General features: G+C 41.4%; 23 protein-coding genes. All 23 read right to left on the minus strand.

What is annotated here, in order from left to right:
* Positions 1-273 precede the first annotated feature (273 nt).
* Complete coding sequence (locus PAN94_RS03410) at positions 274-1,440, minus strand: ATP-grasp domain-containing protein (RefSeq protein ID WP_285874610.1); 1,167 nt, start codon at positions 1,438-1,440, stop codon at positions 274-276.
* A 27-nt stretch (positions 1,441-1,467) separates the two neighbouring features.
* The gene (locus PAN94_RS03415; protein ID WP_005591929.1) at positions 1,468-2,208 is read right to left on the minus strand and encodes an esterase family protein; all 741 of its coding nucleotides are present in this window, start codon (positions 2,206-2,208) and stop codon (positions 1,468-1,470) included.
* Positions 2,209-2,234: 26 nt separating this feature from the next.
* Positions 2,235-3,059 (minus strand): alpha/beta hydrolase, encoded by an 825-nt coding sequence (locus tag PAN94_RS03420; protein ID WP_285874611.1) that lies wholly within the window; start codon positions 3,057-3,059, stop codon positions 2,235-2,237.
* A gap of 115 nt (positions 3,060-3,174) precedes the next feature.
* A complete protein-coding gene (trmFO, locus tag PAN94_RS03425; protein ID WP_285874612.1) occupies positions 3,175-4,509 on the minus strand; it encodes a methylenetetrahydrofolate--tRNA-(uracil(54)-C(5))-methyltransferase (FADH(2)-oxidizing) TrmFO in 1,335 nt (444 codons plus the stop codon).
* Positions 4,510-4,602: 93 nt separating this feature from the next.
* Positions 4,603-5,097: a phosphoribosylanthranilate isomerase gene (locus PAN94_RS03430; protein ID WP_285874614.1), complete on the minus strand. Its 495-nt coding sequence runs from the start codon at positions 5,095-5,097 to the stop codon at positions 4,603-4,605.
* A 57-nt stretch (positions 5,098-5,154) separates the two neighbouring features.
* Positions 5,155-7,248 (minus strand): type I DNA topoisomerase, encoded by a 2,094-nt coding sequence (gene topA / locus PAN94_RS03435; protein ID WP_285874615.1) that lies wholly within the window; start codon positions 7,246-7,248, stop codon positions 5,155-5,157.
* A gap of 84 nt (positions 7,249-7,332) precedes the next feature.
* The gene (dprA, locus tag PAN94_RS03440) at positions 7,333-8,175 is read right to left on the minus strand and encodes a DNA-processing protein DprA (protein ID WP_285874617.1); all 843 of its coding nucleotides are present in this window, start codon (positions 8,173-8,175) and stop codon (positions 7,333-7,335) included.
* 104 nt (positions 8,176-8,279) lie between these two features.
* A complete protein-coding gene (locus tag PAN94_RS03445; protein WP_285874619.1) occupies positions 8,280-8,843 on the minus strand; it encodes a sugar O-acetyltransferase in 564 nt (187 codons plus the stop codon).
* A 29-nt stretch (positions 8,844-8,872) separates the two neighbouring features.
* Positions 8,873-9,640 carry a ribonuclease HII gene (gene rnhB / locus PAN94_RS03450; protein ID WP_285874620.1) on the minus strand — a complete coding sequence of 256 codons (768 nt, stop codon included), beginning with the start codon at positions 9,638-9,640 and terminating at the stop codon, positions 8,873-8,875.
* On the minus strand, positions 9,627-10,478 hold the full coding sequence (gene ylqF, locus PAN94_RS03455; protein ID WP_285874621.1) for a ribosome biogenesis GTPase YlqF: 852 nt from the start codon (positions 10,476-10,478) through the stop codon (positions 9,627-9,629). The genes rnhB and ylqF overlap by 14 nt, the downstream gene beginning before the upstream one ends.
* 105 nt (positions 10,479-10,583) lie before the next feature.
* A complete protein-coding gene (locus PAN94_RS03460) occupies positions 10,584-11,498 on the minus strand; it encodes an MBL fold metallo-hydrolase (RefSeq protein ID WP_061908988.1) in 915 nt (304 codons plus the stop codon).
* Positions 11,499-11,501: 3 nt separating this feature from the next.
* Positions 11,502-12,614 (minus strand): acyl-CoA dehydrogenase family protein, encoded by a 1,113-nt coding sequence (locus PAN94_RS03465; RefSeq protein ID WP_125406659.1) that lies wholly within the window; start codon positions 12,612-12,614, stop codon positions 11,502-11,504.
* Positions 12,615-12,625: 11 nt separating this feature from the next.
* Positions 12,626-13,540: a LysR family transcriptional regulator gene (locus PAN94_RS03470; protein ID WP_185760300.1), complete on the minus strand. Its 915-nt coding sequence runs from the start codon at positions 13,538-13,540 to the stop codon at positions 12,626-12,628.
* A 184-nt stretch (positions 13,541-13,724) separates the two neighbouring features.
* Positions 13,725-14,378: a 3-oxoacid CoA-transferase subunit B gene (locus tag PAN94_RS03475; RefSeq protein WP_061422823.1), complete on the minus strand. Its 654-nt coding sequence runs from the start codon at positions 14,376-14,378 to the stop codon at positions 13,725-13,727.
* A 1-nt stretch (position 14,379) separates the two neighbouring features.
* The gene (locus PAN94_RS03480; protein WP_045497406.1) at positions 14,380-15,105 is read right to left on the minus strand and encodes a CoA transferase subunit A; all 726 of its coding nucleotides are present in this window, start codon (positions 15,103-15,105) and stop codon (positions 14,380-14,382) included.
* A 16-nt stretch (positions 15,106-15,121) separates the two neighbouring features.
* Positions 15,122-15,901 (minus strand): enoyl-CoA hydratase/isomerase family protein, encoded by a 780-nt coding sequence (locus tag PAN94_RS03485; RefSeq protein WP_005590351.1) that lies wholly within the window; start codon positions 15,899-15,901, stop codon positions 15,122-15,124.
* A gap of 284 nt (positions 15,902-16,185) precedes the next feature.
* Positions 16,186-17,364, minus strand: coding sequence for an acetyl-CoA C-acetyltransferase (locus tag PAN94_RS03490; protein ID WP_048764398.1), 1,179 nt, complete (start codon positions 17,362-17,364; stop codon positions 16,186-16,188).
* A gap of 17 nt (positions 17,365-17,381) precedes the next feature.
* A complete protein-coding gene (locus tag PAN94_RS03495) occupies positions 17,382-18,230 on the minus strand; it encodes a 3-hydroxybutyryl-CoA dehydrogenase (protein ID WP_048764395.1) in 849 nt (282 codons plus the stop codon).
* Between the two features lie 116 nt (positions 18,231-18,346).
* On the minus strand, positions 18,347-19,555 hold the full coding sequence (gene fadE, locus PAN94_RS03500; RefSeq protein WP_005590354.1) for an acyl-CoA dehydrogenase FadE: 1,209 nt from the start codon (positions 19,553-19,555) through the stop codon (positions 18,347-18,349).
* 303 nt (positions 19,556-19,858) lie between these two features.
* Positions 19,859-20,197, minus strand: a complete 339-nt coding sequence (locus tag PAN94_RS03505; protein WP_015604984.1) for an ATP cone domain-containing protein — start codon at positions 20,195-20,197, stop codon at positions 19,859-19,861.
* Between the two features lie 15 nt (positions 20,198-20,212).
* The gene (locus PAN94_RS03510) at positions 20,213-20,713 is read right to left on the minus strand and encodes a GNAT family N-acetyltransferase (RefSeq protein ID WP_285874623.1); all 501 of its coding nucleotides are present in this window, start codon (positions 20,711-20,713) and stop codon (positions 20,213-20,215) included.
* A gap of 225 nt (positions 20,714-20,938) precedes the next feature.
* Positions 20,939-21,538: a hypothetical protein gene (locus tag PAN94_RS03515; RefSeq protein ID WP_285874624.1), complete on the minus strand. Its 600-nt coding sequence runs from the start codon at positions 21,536-21,538 to the stop codon at positions 20,939-20,941.
* A 54-nt stretch (positions 21,539-21,592) separates the two neighbouring features.
* Complete coding sequence (dapA, locus tag PAN94_RS03520; protein ID WP_285874626.1) at positions 21,593-22,528, minus strand: 4-hydroxy-tetrahydrodipicolinate synthase; 936 nt, start codon at positions 22,526-22,528, stop codon at positions 21,593-21,595.
* Between the last annotated feature and the right edge of the window lie 14 nt (positions 22,529-22,542).

A 22,542-nucleotide genomic window follows, 5' to 3' on the forward strand; every position in this document is an offset into this window, starting at 1 on the left:
CAGGGTATAAGCATTATTTATTTCCCTTCTATTCTAACGAATATTGTAAGCACTGTCAAAGTTTTTGCTCAAATTTTTTCACAAAGAAAAATCAGCATATCGCATGGATAGGCTGATTGATAAATCAAAAATAAATATTTCACAAACTATCATTCTTAGATTTTTTGAATGGTTCAATAGATTAAAAACTATCTTCTCATTCTATTTCCGCAACACTATTATATATGCTGAGTGGATGTTCACCGCTGTAAGGAAACTATTTACTATAAAAGATCACTCTGCTTTCTTTCCAAAGTCCGCAATCATCTCTTCCATCTGCTCTCGACTTGGAGTGGTCAGCATGTAGAGGTAGTCACCTTGCAACTCTGCGAAGGCTGCTGGCATGTCTTTTTTGACTTTAAAGTTATCTCGATACTTCTCTAACAACTCCGCCTCTGAATAGGCATAATGTGAGCTTGCGCGACGAGATGTTGCCAAGCAGAATAACGGCTCCATGTCTGATTCAGGGAAAGGCTCACCCGCCACAATATTCGCGTATCCACGATAGAGATCAATCGAATGAGCAAAATTATAAACATCGATGGTGAAACCACCTGCTGGACGATTATTGTATTCGATAGCTATGTAATCATCGTCTTTGCGGAAAAATTCGATATGGAAAAAGCGCTCTTTCATGCCAAATGCTTGGACGATGGCTTCTCCATAAGCACGAAGTTTTGGATCCATCTCCTTGAGTACATAGTAAGAATTATCCATTTTATAAAGCATGAGGTCAAGCGGTGTGTAGGCGTAGTCAAAAGTGGTTGAAAAGACAATATTTCCTTCGGAATCAATCAGTCCATCAAACGTACAAATCTCACTAGAAGTCACAAATTTTTCAAAGAAATAGACAGTCTCCTGATCCCATTCAGCCTTGAAATGCTCGACATCCGCAGCTGTCTCAATCTTAAACGTGGCTGCTGCTCCCACTCCATTATCTGGCTTGGCAATCAGAGGAAGGCCGATTTTTTTGACAGCCTGATCCACATCCGATAGTTTTCTGACAACCTGACCTGGAACGACTGGCACACCAGCTTTCTTGAAGAGTTTCTTCATTTCAGACTTGAATTTTGTCTTTTTCAGGTCATTTGGCTTGGCTCCAAAAACGTTAAATTGTTCCCGCAACTGGGCATCTTGCTCCAGCCAGTATTCATTATGAGATTCAATGCGGTCAATCGGTCCATGTTTGTAGAAAAGGAAGGCTACCGCACGTTTAACTTCGTCCAGATTTTCCAAATTGTCAACACGGAAATACTCTGTCAAAGCGTTCTGGAGACCTGGTCCTAACTGTTCATAAGGCTCCTGTCCGATACCAAGCACCGTAATACCTTTGTTAGCCAGCTCAATCGTAAACTGTTGGAAATTTTCTGGATAATAAGGTGAAATAACAATATAATTCATAGTAAGACTTCCTTTCTACTTAACATTTTAGAGATTTAACTGGCTCAAGAAATATGGCATCTGCTTGCGCCACCAAATCCAATCATGAGACACATCATGTCCCCATTCAGCAAACCAGGCTGGGATATTTTTGTGTTCGCAGGCTTCTTTCAGTGTGTAAAATGAAGGAAGGCCATCCTGCTCCCAGTCGCCCAAACCGGTACAAACGATAATATCAGCCTGTCGATAACGGTCAATAAACCAACCATCATTTTGATTCCAGATATAGTCTGCTGGAGAGTTTTGATAAATGACTTCGTCGTTCAAGTTGTCACCGACAAAGAAACGTGCATCATAGACACCACTGAGGGCAATCACTTTATTGAAAACATCTGGATGCTGGAGGAAGAAATTGACGGCATGATAAGCGCCCATAGAGCAGCCTGTCGTCATCATTGGATCAAACCAGCCTGTCTTGTGTTTTATAAAAGGAATCGCCTCTTCAATAACATAACGCTCATAAGCACGGTGCATCTCAGCGCGGTCATGGGGATGTTTCCAGTCCGCCAGCCAGCTTTCGCTATCTACGCTGCTCAAGGTAAAAAATTGCACCTTCCCTGTCTCGATGAACCAAGAGCAGGCTTCAATCATGCCGAAGTCAGCATATTCATTGTGAGAACCGCCTGACGAGGCAAATACTACCACTGGAATGCCAGCATGACCGTAACGATTGACATACATTTCACGGTTCAGATGACCGCTCCAATGACTTAAAAATTCTACATGCATTTGTTTTCTCCTTTTAGCTTCTTTTTCTACCACTTTTCACTGATAAAACGGAAACAGTCAGGTAGATTTTCCGCCCAATCCACTTCATTGTGAATCGCTCCAGATTGGATTTTGATGTGCAGATTGTCCAGCTCCACACCAGCAGCAATCAGCTGACGGTAATAACTGAGTGAAGAATCAATATAGGCTTGTTTGATATTGCCTGCCATGAGGGTCTTGTCAGTATCATCAGCTTCCTCCGTGCCAACATAGATGAAAACTCGCTGGTCTGGATGCAACTTCTGACGCTCTATGTAACGGTCAAAAGCTTCTTGGTGGAGCCAGTTGGCCGATGAAAAAACACCTAGACAGCCGACCTGATCCTGATAGTCAATGCCGATAAACTGGGTAATATTGCCCCCCAGTGAAGAACCAATCATAGCCGTATGCTGGCGGTCAGGCTTAGTCCGATAGTTTTCGTCAATAAAAGGTTTGACGACATCCATGACAAACTCTGCGTACTCTGTGCCCTTACCGCCAAACTGAACACCAGGAATATTGGACTCCTGAAACTTCCAAGCGGAATACTCATCCATCCGTCGTGGTCCATCATTGTCAATTGCCACGACTATCATTTTTTCAATATCGGGATTGCGCTTGATTGTTGGAATCACTTTCCAAGAATGTCCACTGAAAGATTCCTTGCTATAGAGGACATTTTGTCCATCGTGAAAATAGACGACAGGATAGGTCTTTTTAGTATCTTGTTCATAATTTTTAGGGAGCAGCACTCGAACGCGCCGTTTTTGTTTGGTGTAAGGAACCACCAACTCATGAGTTTTCATATCAAGATAGAAATAGGATTTATTCATTTTCAGAAAACTTTCTATTTTCAAAATTTTTATTTATTATAACACAAATTAAGCAAAAAAGTTAGGAAATTCCTAACTTTTTAATGATTTTTATTAGATAATGATAGAAAATAGATTATTTATCCAAATAAGGCTGTAAATCCTGCAAGGCACGCTCAGCAATCTTCTCATAGCGCTCTTTCTTATCACGAATCCGAGGGCCATCTAGCTCTTTGATAATACCGAAATTGACATTCATGGGTTGGAAATGCTTGCTGTCAGCATGGGTAACATAATGTGGCAGGCTGCCGATAGCTGTTGTTTCTGGAAAAACAAGTGCTTCTTCTCCTTTGAAGAGTCGAGCGGCATTGATACCAGCAACTAGACCAGAAGCTGCTGATTCGACATATCCTTCGACACCCGTCATTTGACCTGCAAAGAAAAGATTGGGCTGTTTCTTGGAGCGGAAAGTCTGTTCTAGAAGATTTGGAGAGTCCATATAGGAGTTTCGATGCATAACTCCATAGCGGACAAATTCTGCATTCTCAAGGCCAGGAATCATTTGAAAGACACGCTTTTGCTCTCCCCACTTGAGATGAGTTTGGAAACCGACAATATTGTAAAGACTGCCCGCTGCATTGTCCTGACGAAGCTGCACCACAGCGTATGGAGTCTTATATTCACCATCCCGAGGGCCTTGGTAATCATCTGGGTATTCCAAGCCAACCGGCTTCATCGGTCCATAAAGCATGGTTTTAATGCCTCGCTTGGCCATTACTTCAATAGGCATGCAGCCTTCAAAGTATTTTTCCTTCTCAAAGGAATTGAGCGGTGCTTCCTCCGCATTGACCAAAGCTTCATGGAAATCCATAAATTCTTGTTTAGTCATTGGAGCATTGAGATAGGCCGCTTCGCCCTTGTCATAGCGGGATTTGAGATAAACCTTGGTCATATCAATGGTATTGACATCGATGATTGGCGCTGCTGCATCGTAGAAATAAAATCCGTCGCCGCCATTGAGCGCGTGGATTTTTTCTGCCAAAGCATCGCTGGTCAAGGGTCCTGTCGCAATGACTGTAATAGCATCTTCTGGAATTTCGGTGATTTCCTCGCGCATGACCTCAATCAATGGATGATTGGTCACCAACTCCGTTACCATCTTAGAAAAACCTTCTCTATCAACCGCTAGAGCACCACCTGCTGGTACCCGAGTCGCTTCCGCTGACTTTAAAATGACCGAGTCCAACCGCCGCATTTCTTCCTTGAGCAGACCGACTGCATTGGTCAGTGCATCTCCTCTTAGAGAGTTAGAGCAGACCAATTCTGCAAAGTCCGAAGTTTTGTGTTGAGGCGTCGACTTGACACCTCGCATTTCATAAAGTTTGACGGGAATACCTCGTTCTGCGATTTGGTAGGCTGCTTCCGAACCCGCCAATCCAGCACCGATAACATTGATATAGGATGATGACATGATACTCTCCCTTGGATATTTCTAGATTTTCACTCTGACCATTATAACAAAAAGAAAGTAAAAAAGACAGACAGGAGGATTCCTGAAAGTCTTTCATTTTATCATTTTTTCCAAATAAGCAATCTTAGCAAAATCTTTACGATTGTTATTATCATTTCGGTAAGAATCTTGGGAAGAGGCACGGTAGATAGCTAAAAATTGCTCTGCAGTTGGCAGTAGAAATTCAACACCTTCAATTTCTTTTCGAGACAGCTCCGCTATTGACACACCTGAAAAGGACTCCAAGGTTTCCATGACCCCGAATTCAATAGACAAGCCTTCTTTTTGAAATTCGTGCTCGTGCAGATCGACTAAACGATAACCTAGACGCCCCATCATGGGCTCGATCTTGTCCATATCGTAAATACGACCTTCATCTAGCGCTTCCCAGCCACGTTCATCACCGTGAACGTGAATGTCGATATCACGCGCTTGCCAGTCCTGACCAGTAACCTGTTCCAGCCCCAAGGAGCCCATCAGCAGTGGAATAATTCCTATCTTATTCAGTTGAGATGCGATTTTTAGAAATTCTGCAAATTTATCTGTCATAAAGCTGCACCTTTTCTTCAGAAAATGTTTTACATAATATAAATTATGTAAAAATAACTATTTCACTTTTTCTTCTTGATAGTCGCCATTACTGCAGACTACTTGCTTGCCGCCACCACGGACTTTCTTTTCAACTAGATAATGGTCACATTTTGGACAGTTACGCCCAACAGGCTTGTCCCAAGATGTGAAATCACAGTCTGGATAATGATCACAGCCATAAAAAATGCGATTTCGCTTAGTCTTACGCTCGATAACTTGCCCTTTCTGACACTGTGGGCAGGTCACGCCAATTTCCTTGACAATGGCCTGAGTGTGACGACAGTCTGGGAAATTGCTGCAGGCATAGAACTTGCCAAATCTTCCCAACTTGATGACCATGGGACTGCCACAGACCTCACAATCAAAGCCAGCCGGTTCATCCTTGATTTGGATTTTTTCCATTTCAGACTCAGCTTTAGCTACTTCCTTTTCAAAAGGCTTGTAAAACTCATCAATAACCTTCTGCCACTGTTCTTTTCCAACTTCTACATCATCCAGTTTTGCTTCCATTTCGGCTGTAAATTTCACATTTACGATGCCTGGGAAGAATTCGACAATCAATGAATTGACAATCTCACCTAATTCCGTCGGCTCAAAGCGCTTGGAAACCAGCTTAACGTAATATCGTTTCTGAATGGTTTCAATGGTCGGTGCATAGGTAGACGGACGACCAACACCATTTTCTTCTAAAGTCTTGATGAGCGTTGCTTCAGAATAGCGAGCTGGCGGCTGGGTAAAGTGTTGTTCTGGATTGGTATTGACACGCTTGACGGTATCACCTTTTTCCATGTCCGGCAGCATTTTATTCTTGTCAGAGTCATTATAGATAGCCAAATAACCATCGAATTTAACTTGACTACCGTTAGCTGCAAATTGGACACCGTTTTGCTCTAATTTGACATTCATGGTGTCAAAGACCGCTGCTGTCATTTGGCTGGCTACAAAGCGATTCCAGATTAGCGTATAAAGCTTAAGCTGATCCTTATCCAGATATTTTGCAATGCTTTCTGGTGTATTGAAGACACTGGAAGGACGAATGGCCTCGTGGGCATCTTGAGCTCCTGAAGCATTTTTCACCTTACTGCCATGTTTAGAATATTTAGCACCAAATTTATCCGTGATAAAGCTTGCCGCTTCATTTTGCGCTACTGGACTAATACGAGTTGAATCCGTACGCATATAAGTAATAAGACCTTGAACGCCAGAACCGATATTGATACCTTCATAGAGTTGCTGAGCTACCATCATAGTCTTACGAGTCCTGAAATTAATCTTATTAGCGGCATCCTGCTGCATAGAGGAAGTCGTGTAGGGCAGCGGAGCATTGCGTCGACGCTCTTTCTTTTCAACACCGTCGACTGTAAAGTCATCTCCCTTAAGATGAGACAAGACTTCTTTAACATCCTCGTTGTTGGTCAGCTTCATCTTCTTGCCATTCATGCCATAAAAACTGGCTTGAAACTGACGAGTCCCTTTCTTGAAGGTTCCATCAATTGTCCAATATTCTTCCGGTTTGAAGGCGTTGATTTCATTTTCACGATCGATAATCAGCTTGAGAGCAACGGACTGCACCCGACCAGCTGACAGGCCTTTTTTGACTTTCTTCCAAAGAATAGGAGAAATAGAATAACCAACCAAGCGGTCCAGAACCCGACGAGCCTGTTGGGCATTTACCAGATCCATATCAATCTGGCGCGGCTCTTTAAAAGCGTTCTTGACTGCATCTTTGGTGATTTCATTAAAGACAACGCGGTTTTTCTCTTTTTCATCTAGATTGAGAATGTGGGCCAAATGCCAAGAAATAGCTTCTCCTTCGCGGTCCGGGTCACTTGCCAGAAAGACTTGCTTGGCTTTCTTTGCTTCCTTTTTTAAGTCATTAATCAACGGACCTTTACCACGAATATTGATGTATTGTGGCTCGTAGTTGTTCTCAAAATCAATGGACATGGTGGACTTTTTCAGGTCACGAATATGCCCGACACTGGCCAGAACCTTATAATTTCTTCCCAGATATTTTTCTATTGTTTTTGCCTTGGCAGGCGACTCTACAATGACAAGATTTTTCTTGGTCGTAGATTTTTTCTTTGTTTTTGTTACCAAATTAGACACCTTCTATAAGAAATAAATCTCATAGAGTGTAAACTATTTTTTGATAGATGTCAACTCACAACATTCTCTATAGGAAAACTTGTTTTAGAATTGGCACTCAGATAGGACGTCAGATCCCGATGTGATGCACTTTGCGCCCTCTTGAATCAAATGATGACAACCGTCAGATTTTCCATCTAAAATAGACCCTGGAATAGCAAAAACATCCCGCCCTTCTTCCATGGCTCGCTCACAAGTAATCAGACTGCCTGAGCGCATCTTGGCTTCTGCCACGATGACGCCTCGACAAAGACCTGCGATGATACGATTTCGCTCTGGAAAATGGAATTTCAAGGGTTGTTCACCCGGCCCATACTCTGTCAGCAATAAATGATTTTTTCCAATATAAGCCTGCAGTTTTTGATTGGCCTTGGGATAGAAAACATCTAGTCCCGTCCCAATGACAGCAATTGTTCGGCCACCATTTTGCAGGGCAGCCATATGAGCCACAGTATCAATCCCACGAGCCAGCCCGCTAACGATAACCAGTTCATTATTCAATTCCTTGATGATTTTCTGCACAGCAGCATTGCCCTGCTTACTGCTGTCTCGACTACCGACAATGGCTATCTTGGGCATTTCTAGCAAGTTTAGATTTCCTTGATAAAATAGCAAAGTCGGTGCATCGTAAATCTCGCATAGATCCCAAGGATACACATCATCCAAGATTGAAAAGGACGGAAAACGTTCAAACTCTTCTTTCAAAGCTGGTAGATCAAGTCGCTTGTATTTTTCCATAAAGAGTGCGGGATTGCGACACTCAGAGACGACGGCCTTGTCTCGCAAAGATAGCTCTCCCTCTTTATTTTCTGCATACCTCAAGATATTTAAGACCTGTTGATTGGTTAAGCCAGCTTTTTTCATTTTATAAATTTCAAAATTATTCATTTTTATCACCTCACTTTCTTATTCGTAAAAAAGTTCAAAAAAAGAACTGCAATACAGTTCCTTGTTTCTTATTCGATTAATTATTGAAAAACGGTTAAGTCCTTCTATTCTTCATGAACAGGAATTTCCTTAATAATCTTAGCAGGATTGCCGGCTAAGACCACATTATCGCCGAATGATTTAGTCACAACTGCACCTGCTCCGACTACGACATTATCTCCTAGCGTCACTCCTGGCAGAATCGTTACGCCGCCACCAGCCCAGAAATTATCACCAATCTTAATCGGCGCCCCGTATTCAATACTGGAATTTCTTTCCACTGGGTCAAGCGGATGGAGCGGTGTCAAAAACTGACAATTGGGCCCCAGCATGGCATTCTTTCCAATGGTAATAGGACAGACATCCAGCATAGTCAAATTCCAGTTGGAATAGAAATTTTCCCCCAAGTGAATGTTAACTCCATAATCACAGACCAAATCTAGATGCAACCACAGATTCTCCCCTGTACTGCCGAACCACTCCTTGACGATAGCGCTGCGTTTCTCAATATCTCGTTCTTGGTTAAAACGATACTGAAAATCTCGCGAGCGAGCAGCCAATGCTCTCAATTCAGGATCTTGAGGGCTGTAGTTCTCTCCTGCAATCATTTTTTGGTATTCGCTAGTCATACTTGTCTCCCCATAACGATTAGGATTTCTTATGAATTTGTCATAGATTTAATCGGTTCAAAGCTTCTGCGGTGAATCGGTGTGACGCCGTATTTTTCCAGTCCTTCCAGATGCAATTTGGTACCATAACCAGCATTCTGGGCAAAGTCATAGCCTGGATAAATCTGATCAAATTCCGCCATCATCTTGTCCCTCGTCACCTTGGCTACGATAGAAGCCGCTGCGATGGACAGGGAATTGGCATCGCCCTTAATAATAGACTGCTGGGGCAAGGGCAAGTCTAACTTCATCGCGTCAATCAAAAGGTAATCCGGCTTTATCTTGAGCTGAGCTACCGCTTCTGTCATAGCTAGCTTGGTCGCTTCATAGATATTGACTCGGTCAATCGTTTGATTGTCCATAATGCCCAAGCCAACGGACAAAGCCTGATCTAGTACTGCTTGGTAAATTTCCTCATGCTTTTTCTTAGGAATCTTTTTACTGTCATTCAGACCTTTGATTTTGCAGTTAGGAGGCAGAATGACTGCTGCTGCAACCACTGGACCAGCTAAGGGACCTCGTCCGACTTCATCAATGCCAGCAATCGCCTGAAATCCTTGACTATAGAGTTCTTTTTCATAGCGCAGCATGTACTCTAGGCGTAAGTCTTCATCTAGCTCTGATTGGATTTCTTTTTGGCGCTTGAGTAATAGCTTTTGAACACCGCTTCGCTCATCCTGCTTCAATTCCTGAAAAAGCGGATCCTGCAAGTCAGATACTTGAGCCAACTGCTCTTGGATTTCCTTAATCGTGGCCATCCAATTCCTCCAGACCATCCAGTGTATAGCGACCTAAACGGCCATCACGCACTTCCTTGACAAAGAGACTGTAAAAACGATCGTATTCCTCTCTAAAGCCCAATTTCTGGGTCATATCCATAATCATGTCTGGCGCTTCCAGCTCTAAATCCAACTGCTTAAAGCGCTCCTGCAATGCCTTGGGATAATGCTCTTTGAAATAATTGAGTCCGAAAATCGTGACCTCATCCATAGGCAGCAAATTATCCTTGATAGCACCCGTCAAAGCGAGTTTCAAAGCCACCTTTTCATCTTCGAATTTGGGCCAGAGAATCCCCGGTGTATCTAGAATTTCCAAATCCTTATTGGACTTGAGCCACTGCTGACCTTTGGTGACCCCTGGTTTATTGCCGACTATCGCGATTTTCTTACCAGCCAGTCGGTTCATCAGCGTTGACTTCCCAGCATTGGGAATCCCAATAATCATGGTCCGCAAGGTTTCGATTTGAATTCCTCTTTCCCGCTGGCGAGCGAGCTTATCAGCCATCAATTTCTTAGCTGCTTCGGTCACTTTTTTGACTGCAGATTGCTCCTTAGAGTTAATGGCCAAGGTTTTGATTCCCTGACTTTCAAAATAGGCCTGCCATTCCTTGGTTAAGTTTGGATCCGCTAAGTCTGCCTTATTTAAAATCAACAACTTAGGCTTATCTCCAACAATTTTGGTTAACATGGGATTTTGACTGGACAAGGGCAATCTCGCATCCACCAAAATCGTCACAAAATCTACAAATTTAATACTTTCTTGAACCTGTCTCCGAGCCTTGGACATGTGCCCTGGAAACCATTGAATCGTTGCCATTAAAAACCTCTTTCTTACAATCTTCTAGTATCTCATTATACCAAAAAAATAGAGAATAAAATAGTAAAATCGCTCCCTCAAACTGACAGAAGCGATTCTCTATTCTTATAAAAATGACGGTTTGCGATCCTGCTTATCTGTGAATGGAACTCGCGGTTCACGAATCCTAGTCACATAATCAACAAACTCCTCGCCAGTCTGGTCAAACTCAGCAACTGCGAAAAATTGATCGTGGTAAAAGAAAAACTTATAGTGGTTTTCAAAAGCTTCTTTGAGCCATTTGTCCTTAGCAACGATTGAGCGCATCGGATAATCATCTACTGCAGCAACCCACAGAGGTTTCCGATGAGCATGAGTCAGCACCAAATCAGCCATATGAATCATGGTTTCCTCGCCCTGTTTGAGTAAGATGATGCTGTGACCGTTACTGTGACCGCCTGTATGAACCATTTGAATTTCTGGAATGACGTTCAGATATTCAGTAAAAGTTTCAACCTGATCCTGGATTGGCTCCCAATTTTCCTTCAGATAAGTTCCCCTTGTCCGACTATTGGGATTTCGCATTTCGTACCATTCTATCTCATTTACAAAAATCTTTGCATTTGGGAATTTTGAAACAAGCTGATTGTTTTCATCTAGTCTAGTCAAACCGCCAGAGTGATCATGGTGCATGTGTGTCATTAAAATATGGGAAATATCTTCTGGCTTTAATCCCAAGAGTGCCAAGCTTTCTTCAACACGGCTCTCAGAAAGAATACCGAGATTGCGGCGTTGTTTATCAGACAGCTTAGCCGTATCAAAACTCGCATCAATTAAATAATTCTGCCCCTTGTATTGAATCAAAATCGGATCTGTCAGTTCAGCCATCATATTTTCTTCTGTTGTTGGATAATAACGTGACCAAACAACCTTTGGTACCGGGCCAAACAAGGTGCCTGCATCTGTGAGCTTATCCGCTCCACGCAACCAAGTCAGCTTCATTTCCCCAAACTGATACTCCTGTAATTTGAGTTCTGTCATCTTTTACTCCTTTAACCATCTCTCTGCGATTTCTTTTCTGATCGAATTCCCTGACCGTCCATAATTTTCAATAATTTCAGCATCTTTAAAATAGCGTTTGATATTCACATGATCAAATTTTTGTAGAGGCCCGATAAGACGGAGAATTTCATCTGTAACCTCTAGCGCTACCTTAGTCATATATAGCTTTATCCGTGCAACAAACTTGGAATCTTCTTCTATTTGATTAGGATAGGATGAGAAATAAGCATCTGCAGCACAAATTTTATTGTACAAATCTGCGAACTTGTACTGATGCAACTCAACATCCATCAGTCGCTTGCCGAATCCTCTTTTTACACGTGCAAACTCAAGACCCTTATTAAAGGCGCCCTCAGCAACTCCTAAAGCAACCGCACTTAAGCCAAGTTGCATATTCTTTATAATGTTATTAAATTGTTCATTTCCAGCCAAGACTCCGCCTAATAAGGCAGTTTCAGGCAGGTTTACCTTGTCCAAGGTAACAGAACTTAGTGGAAGTCCTAGTAAACCTTGCTTTTCTATCTGCTCACCAATGAGCACACCCGAAGCATTCGTCTCCACAATGAAGAAGCCGTAAGAATCAGGCTTTCCAGTTTCCCTTACTTTAGCTAATACCAAGAGAATATCCGCAATGCTGCTATTTGACACTTTGGCTTTTTCTCCCGAAAGTTGCCACCCTGTCTCTGTCTTGACCGCATGGGTCTCCAAATCTGCCAGACTATTTAGATGTTTGGACTCAGAAAACCCAAGACCTGCTTTACAAGTTCCCTTTACCAACTTGTCCAGATAACGCTCTTTCTGTTGCCCCGTACCAAACTTCAAAATAGGATAAACACCATAACAACCTTGGGTCAGCAATATAGTTGAAAGAGCTGGAAACTCATTCGAAATCATTCGAATAGAGCTGATAAAATCAGAAGCCAAAGCCTGATCGCCTTCTGACAAAATCGGTGAAAAAATATCCAAATCCGTCGTCATTACTTCCCAAATCTCCTGAGGAAAGTCGACTGACTCATCATGATTTTTCATGTAGTCTCTAATGGCTGTATTTACATATGAACTCAATGCTGCTGTTTTAGTGCTGGACTTCATCATCAATTCTCCCTTTATGAATGTGGCTCAGAAAGAGGCTGATAATAACCTTTTAAAAGCTCTTCGTATACGTATGCTTCTACCTCATTGTAGCTTGCTTTATAAGGCCGACAGAACCAAATGTTGAAAGGAACCGGATCCTTAAAGCGCACAACCTTGAATTTATTCTTATCGACAAAATATTCCAAAGGACGAGGTAAAAGTGCAATCATATCGTTTTGATAAGTTGACTCTATCAAGAAATCCCATGTCGATGATAAATAGGCAAAATTTGCTTTTATCTTTTTACTCTTTAATTTTTCAGTGATTAAATCGTAGGTTGTAAATGACTTATTAAAGGTTGCTAAACCGTACTGAGCGATATCTTTCCATTCCAACAATTCTTTGTTTGCCAAGGGATGATTCTTGTCCATATAGGCCACGTATTCATCAACTTGAATGATATACTGTTCATATTTTTTAGGATCTAGATTGGTAGGTTCGATTAATACCGCAAAATTCAGATCCCCTGCAACCAGCTTTTGACGTAATTCATTACTTCCATCCTCAGTAACCTGAATGTTGACTTGCGGATTGTCTTGTAAAAACTTTGGTAAAATACTAGAAAAATATACACGTAAAATCAATGAAGGAATACCCAAGTTAAAGGTACCTTTTTGTTTAAGAGCTTCCATATGAATCATTGATTGCATCTCTTCATGCCGGTTGACAATCTCTGTGGCAAAGCGGTAAATCTTACCACCAGCTTCCGTCAGACTCTCTAATCTTCCATTTCTGCGATTGAAGAGCTGGACACCTTCCGTTGATTCAAAATTTGTGACAAACTGACTCAAGGCTGACTGGCTGATATGAATTTTCTTAGCTGCGATAGAAAGATTGCATCCACATTCGACGATATTGATAAAGTAAGTCATTTGAATTATATCCACTTTTCGTCTCCCATCTTTCAAATTTCACGAGGTAATTTGCCATAAATAAAACAGCAACTGGTCCTCGAAACCATGATGACCAGTTGCTAGTATTCTGATTAAAAACTAATCATCGCTCAAGTTGTTATAAACACATAGTAACACACTTTCAGAGAAAGAGGAGATTAATTGCTTACTAACCTTATTAGATTGACATCGTTTTCAAGTCTTCTGAAACAATTACTTCTCCTGCTGTCTTTTCAAGAACTTCCTCTAGGGTAACGCCAGGAGCAAGCTCTTTCAAAAGGAACTTACCATCTTGGAAACCAAAGACAGCCAACTCTGTAATGACTAAATCAAGAACTCCTTTGGCAGAAAGTGGCAAAGTACACTCTGGCAGAAGTTTAGATTCACCATCTGAAGTAGTATGCTGGATTGCACCGATAACACGCTTCGCTCCAACCAACAAGTCCATCGCTCCACCCATTCCTGGTGCGAACTTACCTGGAATAATCCAGTTAGCAATACTACCATCTTGACTGACTTCCAAAGCTCCTAGCACGGTCGCATCAACGTGTCCACCACGGATTATCGCGAAGGAAGTCTGTAAGTCAAATAATGCTGCTCCAGGCAAGAGAGTGATTGGCGCTCCACCAGAGTTTGCTAGGTTTGGATTGTAAGTATCTTTCGTTGGTGTTTCACCAAAGCGAAGCGCTCCATTTTCGGCCTGAAGAATAACGTTTACTCCCTCAGGAATATAGTCAGCAGATGCGTTTGGAATACCAAATCCTAGATTGACAACATCTCCATCTTTAAATTCTTGTGCAACACGTCTTGCAATAATTTCTTTTGCTTTCATATTAGTTCACCCCCGCCAATTTTTTAGTCTCTGTCCAAAGATCACCCATCATTTTATGGTGTTCTTCTGGAGTCAAGCTTTGGACGACATAGTCAACAAGGATGCCCGGAATATAAATATCGTTCGGATGAATTTCGCCAGCTTCAACAATTTCATTCGCTTCAACGATAACAGTATCTGCTGCGAGTGCTAATTGCAAGGAAATGTTTTTCGTAGTACCATCGATATACAAGTTGCCGTATTTGTCAGCTTTAGTCGCTTTGATCAAGGCAACATCGATTTTAAGTGGATCATAGACCAAGTATTCACGGCCATTACGTTCCACTTTTTCATAATCTTTTTCTAAGATTGTTCCGACTCCTGTCGGAGTCAAAACAGCTCCTAAGCCAGCTCCAGCAGCATGGAGACGCTCGACAACAGTTCCCATCGGTGTAAATTCGACTTCCATCTTCTTTTCAAAATACTCACGTTGAGCTGCTGCAGATGTTCCTATGTGGGCTGCAATATATTTTTTTACTTGGTGATTTTCACAAAGTCGCCCAACCCCAACTTCTTTACCAGGATGAGATGTTACCACCGATACCAAAGTCAAGTCTTGCTGGTTTTGTTTTACTAATTCTTCAATCAATTCAAAAGGTTCACCGACTCCGAGGAATCCAGAAATTCCAACGATATCACCCGATTTGACCTTAGAAATAGCGTCTGATAATGATACAACTGATTTCATGCTGATACCTCCTCTTTTACTTACGATTGAAAACAGCTTTGCGTTTTTCAACAAAAGCACGCATTCCTTCTAGTTTGTCTTCTGTAGAGAAAAGCAAGGCTTCTGCTTCTGTTTCCAGACGGATTGCATTTTTAAGAGGAAGTTCCGCACCAACTTGAATGACATGTTTTGCTTTTTCAACAGCTAACGGTGCATTCTTCATGATGGCTGCGGCTAATTCTTCAGCTGAAGACAACAATTCTTCAGCAGGAACCAGTTTGTTAAGAATACCTAAGTCATAGGCTTCTTGACCTTTCACTGTACGAGCAGTGAAGATAAGTTCTTTGGCACGGCTAGTTCCAATCAAGCGAGACATCCGCTGAGTACCAGCAAATCCCGGAATAATACCCAAGCCAACTTCTGGGAAGCCAACCACTGTTTTTTCAAATCCAATACGGATATCTGTTGAAAGTGCTAGCTCCATACCACCACCGAGTGCATAACCATTGATGACTGCAATCGTTGGTTGGCGTAAATCTGAAAGGCGAGTAAATGTATCGTTTGCAAATGTCATGTATTCAAAGGCTTGAATAGGTGACATCAAATCCATTTCCTTGATGTCTGCTCCAGCGACGAATGCTTTTTCTCCTGCTCCAGTTACGATGACAACGCGAATTTCTTCGCTTTTCTCAACTTGATCAAGAACTTCATTCAAATCAGCCAAAACTTGAGAACTCAAGGCGTTCAAAGCTTCAGGACGGTTGATAGTGATATATCCAATCCCATTTTTAACTTCTAATAAAACAGTTTTACTCATTTTTATGCTCCTACTTATAAAATTGAATGACTAAGTATGGTGTCAACAAATACTTAAACTACAAATGTAAGAGCTTACATTATTATGATATACCATTTCTCACACTTCGTCTACTTAATCATCATTTATGAATCAATAAGCTGGGATTATAGTTTTGATATTCAAATTAATTTTTTGAAAAATAAAACAAGCCCTATCAAGGCTTGCTTGCAAAAAAACAGCTCATCGATAGGACTTGTTTATATAGTAGAAGCAAATGGAAAACTTCAAAAATGAACTAGATTCTAGCGTTCTACGATGACCGCTGTACCCATACCGCCACCGATACAAAGGGTAGCAAGACCACGTTTAACATCACGTTTTTGCATTTCGTGCAAAAGTGTTACCAAAATACGGCAGCCTGAAGCACCGATTGGGTGACCAAGAGCAATCGCACCACCATTTACATTGACTTTTTCAGGATCAAGATTCAGTTCTTTACCAACGGCACATGCTTGCGCTGCAAATGCTTCATTGGATTCAACCAAATCTAAATCTTCCACTGTAAATCCGCCTTTTTCAAGGGCTTTGCGAGATGCGTAAATCGGGCCACAACCCATAATTTTTGGATCTAGTCCAGCGCTTGCGTAAGATTTGATCGTTGCCAAAACTGGAACGCCCAATTCTTTAGCCTTATCAGCACTCATAACAACCACTGCTGCTGCACCGTCGTTGATACCTGAAGCATTACCAGCAGTTACGGTACCATCCTTCTTGAACACTGGACGCAATTTTCCCAATCCTTCAAGAGAAGCATCTTTTCTTGGGAATTCATCTGTATCAAATACGATAGGATCGCCTTTACGTTGCGGAATTTCAACAGGAACAATTTCTTCTTTGAAACGACCAGCTTCGATCGCTGCAACTGCACGTTTTTGAGATTGCACAGCAAAGTTATCTTGGTCTTCACGTGTAATGCCATATTGTTCAGCAACGTTTTCAGCTGTAATTCCCATATGGAAGGATTCAAAGGCATCTGTCAAGCCATCACGAAGCATAGTGTCTACTACTTGGGAGTCTCCCATACGGGCGCCCCAACGTTGGTTTGGAAGGACATAAGGAGCTTGGCTCATGTTTTCAGCCCCACCGGCTACAACGATATCAGCATCTCCACACAATACAGCTTGAGCCGCCAATTGAACTGCTTTCAAACCAGAGCCACAAACTTTGTTAATAGTGAAAGCTGGAGAAGTTACTGGGACACCTGCGTTGACACTCATTTGACGAGCTACGTTTTGACCAAGACCTGCACCCAGAACATTCCCCATGATAACTTCATCAACTTGTTCTGGTTTCAAATTTGCTCGTTCAATAGCACTTTTAATAACTAAACTACCTAGATCAACAGCCGAAACATTTTTTAAAGTTCCACCAAAAGAACCTAAAGGTGTGCGGACTGCTGCTACAATAACTGCTTCTTTCATTTCTTGCTCCTTATATCTTAATATTTAAAGAATCCTTCTTTAGTCTTGCGACCAAGCTTACCAGCTTCAACCATCTTCTTCAGAAGTGGAGCAGGACGATACTTAGGATCTCCAAATCCATTGTTTAACACTCCCATGATAGCCAAGCAGACATCAAGACCGATCAAGTCAGCCAATGCCAATGGGCCAATTGGGTGATTAGCACCTAGTTTCATTGCTTCGTCAATTTCTTCAGCTGAAGCAACACCTTCACCTAAGATGAAAATAGCCTCATTGATCATTGGAATCAAGACGCGGTTCACAACAAAACCATAAGAATCTTTCACATCTACAGCTGTTTTACCGATTTTTTCAGTCAATTCACGGACAGCTTTTACAACTTCATCTGATGTTTGAAGCGCACGGATAACTTCAACCAATTTCATAACTGGTGCTGGGTTGAAGAAGTGCATACCAATAACACGTTCTTGATGAACTGTCGCAGCTGCAATATCAGTAATAGATAGAGATGAAGTGTTTGAAGCCAAAATAGTTTGAGGGTCAGTCAACTCATCCAACTGTTTAAAAATGCTCAATTTGATGTCGCGATTTTCAGTAGCCGCTTCAATAACCAATTGAACATGTTTAGCATCTTCATAAGATGTAGAAGGAATCAGATTTGCCAAAATGCTGTTTTTATCTTCTTCTGACAAACGACCTTTTTCAACAGAACGAGATAATTGCTTAGTAATACCATCCAGCCCTCTTTGAACAAACTCTTCCTTGATATCATTGAGATAAACTGTGAAACCTGATTGAGCAAAGACTTGTGCAATACCGCTTCCCATTTGACCTGATCCGATGATCATCACTTTTGAAATACTCATTTTTTTCTCCTATTTACTATCAAAATATAAACTTCTTACTATCAAAATATAAACTTCAAAAAGAAAGAATCGGAACGATTACTAGCAAATGCTGAGCAATCGTTCCAAATTCATTATTATACAAATGCTCCAATACCAGTAATTTCACGGCCTACGATCAAAGCATTCACTTCATGAGAACCTTCATAGGTGTAGATTGCTTCAGCATCTGCAAAGAAGCGAGCTACATCAGTTTCAAGAGTGATTCCGTTACCACCACATGTTTCACGTGCAAGTGCAACTGTTTCACGCATTACCAATGAGTTGTGCATTTTAGCAAGTGCAGAGTTCAGCATCAATTCATTACCTGCTTCTTGCATTTCAGCAATACGAGCTGAATATGAAAGTACTGCCACTGCGTTAGCTTGCATTCTAGCCAATTTTTCTTGTACGATTTGGAATGCAGCAATTGGACGTTTGAATTGTTGACGATCTTTAGCATATTTAAGAGCTGCTACGTATGAACCACAAGTGATAGCAGTTGCAATGTGAGCAACGTCAGCACGAGTGAATGTCAAGATACGAGCTACATCTCCAAATCCATTGATGTTTACCAAACGGTCTGAATCTGGAACTTCCACATTTTTCATAGTAATGTGGCCATTACGTACGCAACGAAGAGCTGTTTTGTGAGGGATTGGTTCTGCATGATATCCAGGAGCACCTTTACGAACGATGAAACATTTCACTTTTCCATCTTCAACGTCGCGGGCAAATACTGGAACAACATCAGCTGTATCTGATCCACCGATCCAACGTTTTTCTCCGTTCAAGATCCATTTATCGCCAACACGCTCAGCTGTTGTTGCAAGCCCTCCAGCAATGTCAGAACCTGACAACGGCTCAGTCAATGCGAAACATCCTTGCCAGTCAAATGCAGCTAATTTAGGAAGGAATTCTTTTTGTTGACGCTCGTCACCACCAAGTAAGACTGTGTTGTAGCAAAGTCCACCATGAACTGTGAAGAAAGTCGCTATAGACGCATCGAAACGGCCTAATTCCAAATACAAGAATGCGATGTAAAGTTCTGATGGTTTGTAGTTGCCTTCACGACCTTCGAACAATTTAGGGTTGTTCATGATTTGAGCGCCTTTAGCAACTGCATAGAATTCTTCAAATGGGAAATCAGGTGCTTCCCAATATTCATTAATGACTGGACGAAGATGCTTTTCAATCAAACGACGAGTTTCTTGTAATACTTCCGCTTCTCCCAATGTCAAGCCATCAGCATAGTGGAAAAGATCCTCAGGGTATAGTTCACGTAAAATTTCTTCTTTAGTTGCCATTTTATTGACTCCTTTTGTATAGTTTTTATTTGTATAAGAGCGCTTTCATTTTTATAGCTCAGTATTTGTTGACGCTTTCATTTTATATCTAATATGTCCTAGTGTCTACTTAAGAAAGATTAAGAAGAGCATAAGTCCAGATTATACATATTGATTTAACTGGCTTTGAAAGGTCTTTTTCTAATAAAAACTAGGAAAAAATCTTTGAGTACGGTTACATATTTTGAAGAGAAATCTACTTTGAACTGAATTTTTATATTGAGTTTTGAAAAAGAAAAAGCCCATCTGGGCTTTTCAGCATTGTTATCGGATTTGCTCAAAATGCAAATGGACAGCGATATGGTCACCGTAACCACTACGCTCCAAATCACGCTGCAAGCGATAGGAAATATAATGCTCAGCAATAGTGATATAGCCTGCTCCCAAGAGACGGTTTTCAACCATAGACTGAATCATACTGATTGTGGCCCGCTCAACCTTAGCTTCTTCCAAATCTAACACGACCTTTTTTGTGACCAAGGCTAGATTTTGACGGAGGTCGTCTGTCAAGACATAAACAGTTTGAGCTGCTTTTAATACCGCTTGATAGATTTTATCTGGGTCAAAGTCAACGACTTCCCCACTGCGTTTAATAACTTTCATAAGATACTCCTTTATTTATATATTTCTGATATAGTGTAAATCTCTGGCTTGACTGCTATCAATCCAATTTTCAGTGGCAGACTCGAAGACAAAACCCTCTTTTTCATAAAATGGAAGACCGATAGCATTTCCTTCAGTTACTGTAACGGCTTGCTCTCTAGCCTGATATTGTGATTTTTGGTAACTTGTCAAGGTCTCCAGTAACTCATGGCCGATTCCCAAACGTTGAGCCTGCGGCAAGACGTAGAGAACATAAACATTGGCTCTGCCGTCCTCACTCATTCCACCACCAATGCAACCAAGCACCTGCCCATTTACTGCTGCCAGCCAATAGCCATTCCACTCAGGAGAAAGTTCAGTCAAGTCCTTATATAAACGTTCCTGGCTATAGAAAATGTCAAACACTCGCTCTATGTAGGAAGAGGAATAAATATCTTTATAGGTAGTCAGCCAAGTTTCTCTACATATTTTTTGGATTTGTTGCCAATCATCCTTGCTTGCCTTACGAACCTGCATTATCATCACCTCTCAAGAGATAACTTACCCTATCATTATACAATTTTTTCTTATTTTTTTCAAAAAGAATGAAACATTTAGAAAAAGGACTGCAGAGATGAGCCGAGCCTCTATTCTTAGAATTCTATCTAACTTTCGAGGCGCCATTCAGCTGCAATCCTTTTGAAATATTTTTCAGACAACTATAAATATTAATCCTTTTAGATCAAGCTAATAATACATATACTATATACCACTTTCCTCTAATACAATGTCTTGTTTCTTGTAACGATATTGCATTTTCCAATGATTTTCAGACACTTCTTCTAATTTCAGAGTTTTGTTAATCTTATTAAAAGGCAATTTCTCTTCCTCAACTTTCTTTAGGAGCTCAACTAATAAATCACCCCCAGCGTTTAGAGAAATCAAACTATCATCTTCACTATCGTATTGAAGCAAAACTTTCTTCGTTGGTTTGTGGATGACATTATAAAGATTAAAAGCCCTTTCAATGTCAAAATTCTTCTCTTTGTCTGCTATCATTGACACAGTATGTAACTCTAATCGACCAATTTTAAACGCTCCAAAAAGACTGAAAACAATCCCTAATCCAGCAAGTGTTTCCCAGATGAGAGAGAAAAGTTTTAAATCCCAATCTGTTATAACAGTAAGAAGTAGATAAAGAGCCCCCAAACCAAACCCTAACAAAATTAGACCTGCACCATAAAAACTTGCCTTATCACCAGTTCGAATAATTGGCTTGTCGTAAACTCTCTTCCCCTCAAGCTTTTCCAGACTGCGCTTTGCCTTGTACTCTTCGATTCGTTGACTATGCTTTTCTGTCATATTATTTCATCACACCTTACTTACTCTATATAAAATCTAAAGCAAATTTGCCGATCAATAATCTGGTCTTAGAACCCCTTTAACAGTCTCCTTCGTCGCTTCATAGTCGCCATCAACTACGACCTTGATAATTCGCTTAGCATCTTCCTCAGGAGCTGGAACGAGCGGTAAGCGGGTTGGACCTGCTGCAAATCCCATGTAATTAAGCACAGCCTTGACTGGAGCTGGGCTTGGGTAAGAGAAAAGCGCATTGACCTTAGGGATGAATTTCCGTTGGATAGCAGCTGCTTTTTTGATGTTATTGTGCTCAATAGCATCCAGCATTTCAAACATTTCATCACCGTTTGTGTGAGAAGCAACGGAAATAACGCCATCAGCCCCCAGATTCATAGCATGAAAGGCATCACCATCCTCACCCGTATAAATCAAGAACTCCTCTGGACGATGTTCGATCAAATAAGCCATATTAGCCAGACTGGTACATTCCTTCACGCCAATAATATTTGGATGTTCTGCCAGTCTCAGCATGGTCTCAGGCGTCATTTCAACCACTACCCGTCCTGGGATATTATAGATAATGATCGGCAGGTTTGAAGCATCCGCAATGGCTTTGAAGTGCTGATACATGCCTTCTTGAGACGGTTTATTGTAATAGGGAACAATAGCCAAACCAGCCGCAAAACCACCAAATGCATCTACTTCTTTGACAAATTCAATGGAGTCGCGCGTTTCGTTGGTACCAACACCCGCAATCAAAGGGACACGTCCCTTGACAACTTTTTGAACAGCCGCAAATAATTCCAACTCTTCATCGTGGGTCAGAGTTGGACTCTCTGCAGTCGTTCCAGCTAGCAAAATCCCATCTGTATGATGAGCCAAAAGGTGCTCAATCAAGTCCGGAATGGCCTCAAAATTGATGGAGCCATCTTCATGAAAAGGCGTAATGAAAGCGGTGATAATTTTACAATTCTTCAAATCTGCGTATGCCATAAACTTACCTCTCT

This window comes from Streptococcus sp. SC1, assembly GCF_030272855.1.
Lineage (GTDB): Bacteria > Bacillota > Bacilli > Lactobacillales > Streptococcaceae > Streptococcus.

Excerpts from the sequence above, each read along its gene's own strand:
- PAN94_RS03410 (WP_285874610.1), bottom strand. The coding sequence starts at position 1,440 with ATGAATTATATTGTTATTTCACCTTATTATCCAGAAAATTTCCAACAG.
- PAN94_RS03415 (WP_005591929.1), bottom strand. The coding sequence starts at position 2,208 with ATGCATGTAGAATTTTTAAGTCATTGGAGCGGTCATCTGAACCGTGAA.
- PAN94_RS03420 (WP_285874611.1), bottom strand. The coding sequence starts at position 3,059 with ATGAATAAATCCTATTTCTATCTTGATATGAAAACTCATGAGTTGGTG.
- trmFO (WP_285874612.1), bottom strand. The coding sequence starts at position 4,509 with ATGTCATCATCCTATATCAATGTTATCGGTGCTGGATTGGCGGGTTCG.
- PAN94_RS03430 (WP_285874614.1), bottom strand. The coding sequence starts at position 5,097 with ATGACAGATAAATTTGCAGAATTTCTAAAAATCGCATCTCAACTGAAT.
- dprA (WP_285874617.1), bottom strand. The coding sequence starts at position 8,175 with ATGAATAATTTTGAAATTTATAAAATGAAAAAAGCTGGCTTAACCAAT.
- PAN94_RS03445 (WP_285874619.1), bottom strand. The coding sequence starts at position 8,843 with ATGACTAGCGAATACCAAAAAATGATTGCAGGAGAGAACTACAGCCCT.
- rnhB (WP_285874620.1), bottom strand. The coding sequence starts at position 9,640 with ATGGCCACGATTAAGGAAATCCAAGAGCAGTTGGCTCAAGTATCTGAC.
- ylqF (WP_285874621.1), bottom strand. The coding sequence starts at position 10,478 with ATGGCAACGATTCAATGGTTTCCAGGGCACATGTCCAAGGCTCGGAGA.
- PAN94_RS03460 (WP_061908988.1), bottom strand. The coding sequence starts at position 11,498 with ATGACAGAACTCAAATTACAGGAGTATCAGTTTGGGGAAATGAAGCTG.
- PAN94_RS03465 (WP_125406659.1), bottom strand. The coding sequence starts at position 12,614 with ATGATGAAGTCCAGCACTAAAACAGCAGCATTGAGTTCATATGTAAAT.
- PAN94_RS03475 (WP_061422823.1), bottom strand. The coding sequence starts at position 14,378 with ATGAAAGCAAAAGAAATTATTGCAAGACGTGTTGCACAAGAATTTAAA.
- PAN94_RS03480 (WP_045497406.1), bottom strand. The coding sequence starts at position 15,105 with ATGAAATCAGTTGTATCATTATCAGACGCTATTTCTAAGGTCAAATCG.
- PAN94_RS03485 (WP_005590351.1), bottom strand. The coding sequence starts at position 15,901 with ATGAGTAAAACTGTTTTATTAGAAGTTAAAAATGGGATTGGATATATC.
- PAN94_RS03490 (WP_048764398.1), bottom strand. The coding sequence starts at position 17,364 with ATGAAAGAAGCAGTTATTGTAGCAGCAGTCCGCACACCTTTAGGTTCT.
- PAN94_RS03495 (WP_048764395.1), bottom strand. The coding sequence starts at position 18,230 with ATGAGTATTTCAAAAGTGATGATCATCGGATCAGGTCAAATGGGAAGC.
- fadE (WP_005590354.1), bottom strand. The coding sequence starts at position 19,555 with ATGGCAACTAAAGAAGAAATTTTACGTGAACTATACCCTGAGGATCTT.
- PAN94_RS03505 (WP_015604984.1), bottom strand. The coding sequence starts at position 20,197 with ATGAAAGTTATTAAACGCAGTGGGGAAGTCGTTGACTTTGACCCAGAT.
- PAN94_RS03510 (WP_285874623.1), bottom strand. The coding sequence starts at position 20,713 with ATGCAGGTTCGTAAGGCAAGCAAGGATGATTGGCAACAAATCCAAAAA.
- PAN94_RS03515 (WP_285874624.1), bottom strand. The coding sequence starts at position 21,538 with ATGACAGAAAAGCATAGTCAACGAATCGAAGAGTACAAGGCAAAGCGC.
- dapA (WP_285874626.1), bottom strand. The coding sequence starts at position 22,528 with ATGGCATACGCAGATTTGAAGAATTGTAAAATTATCACCGCTTTCATT.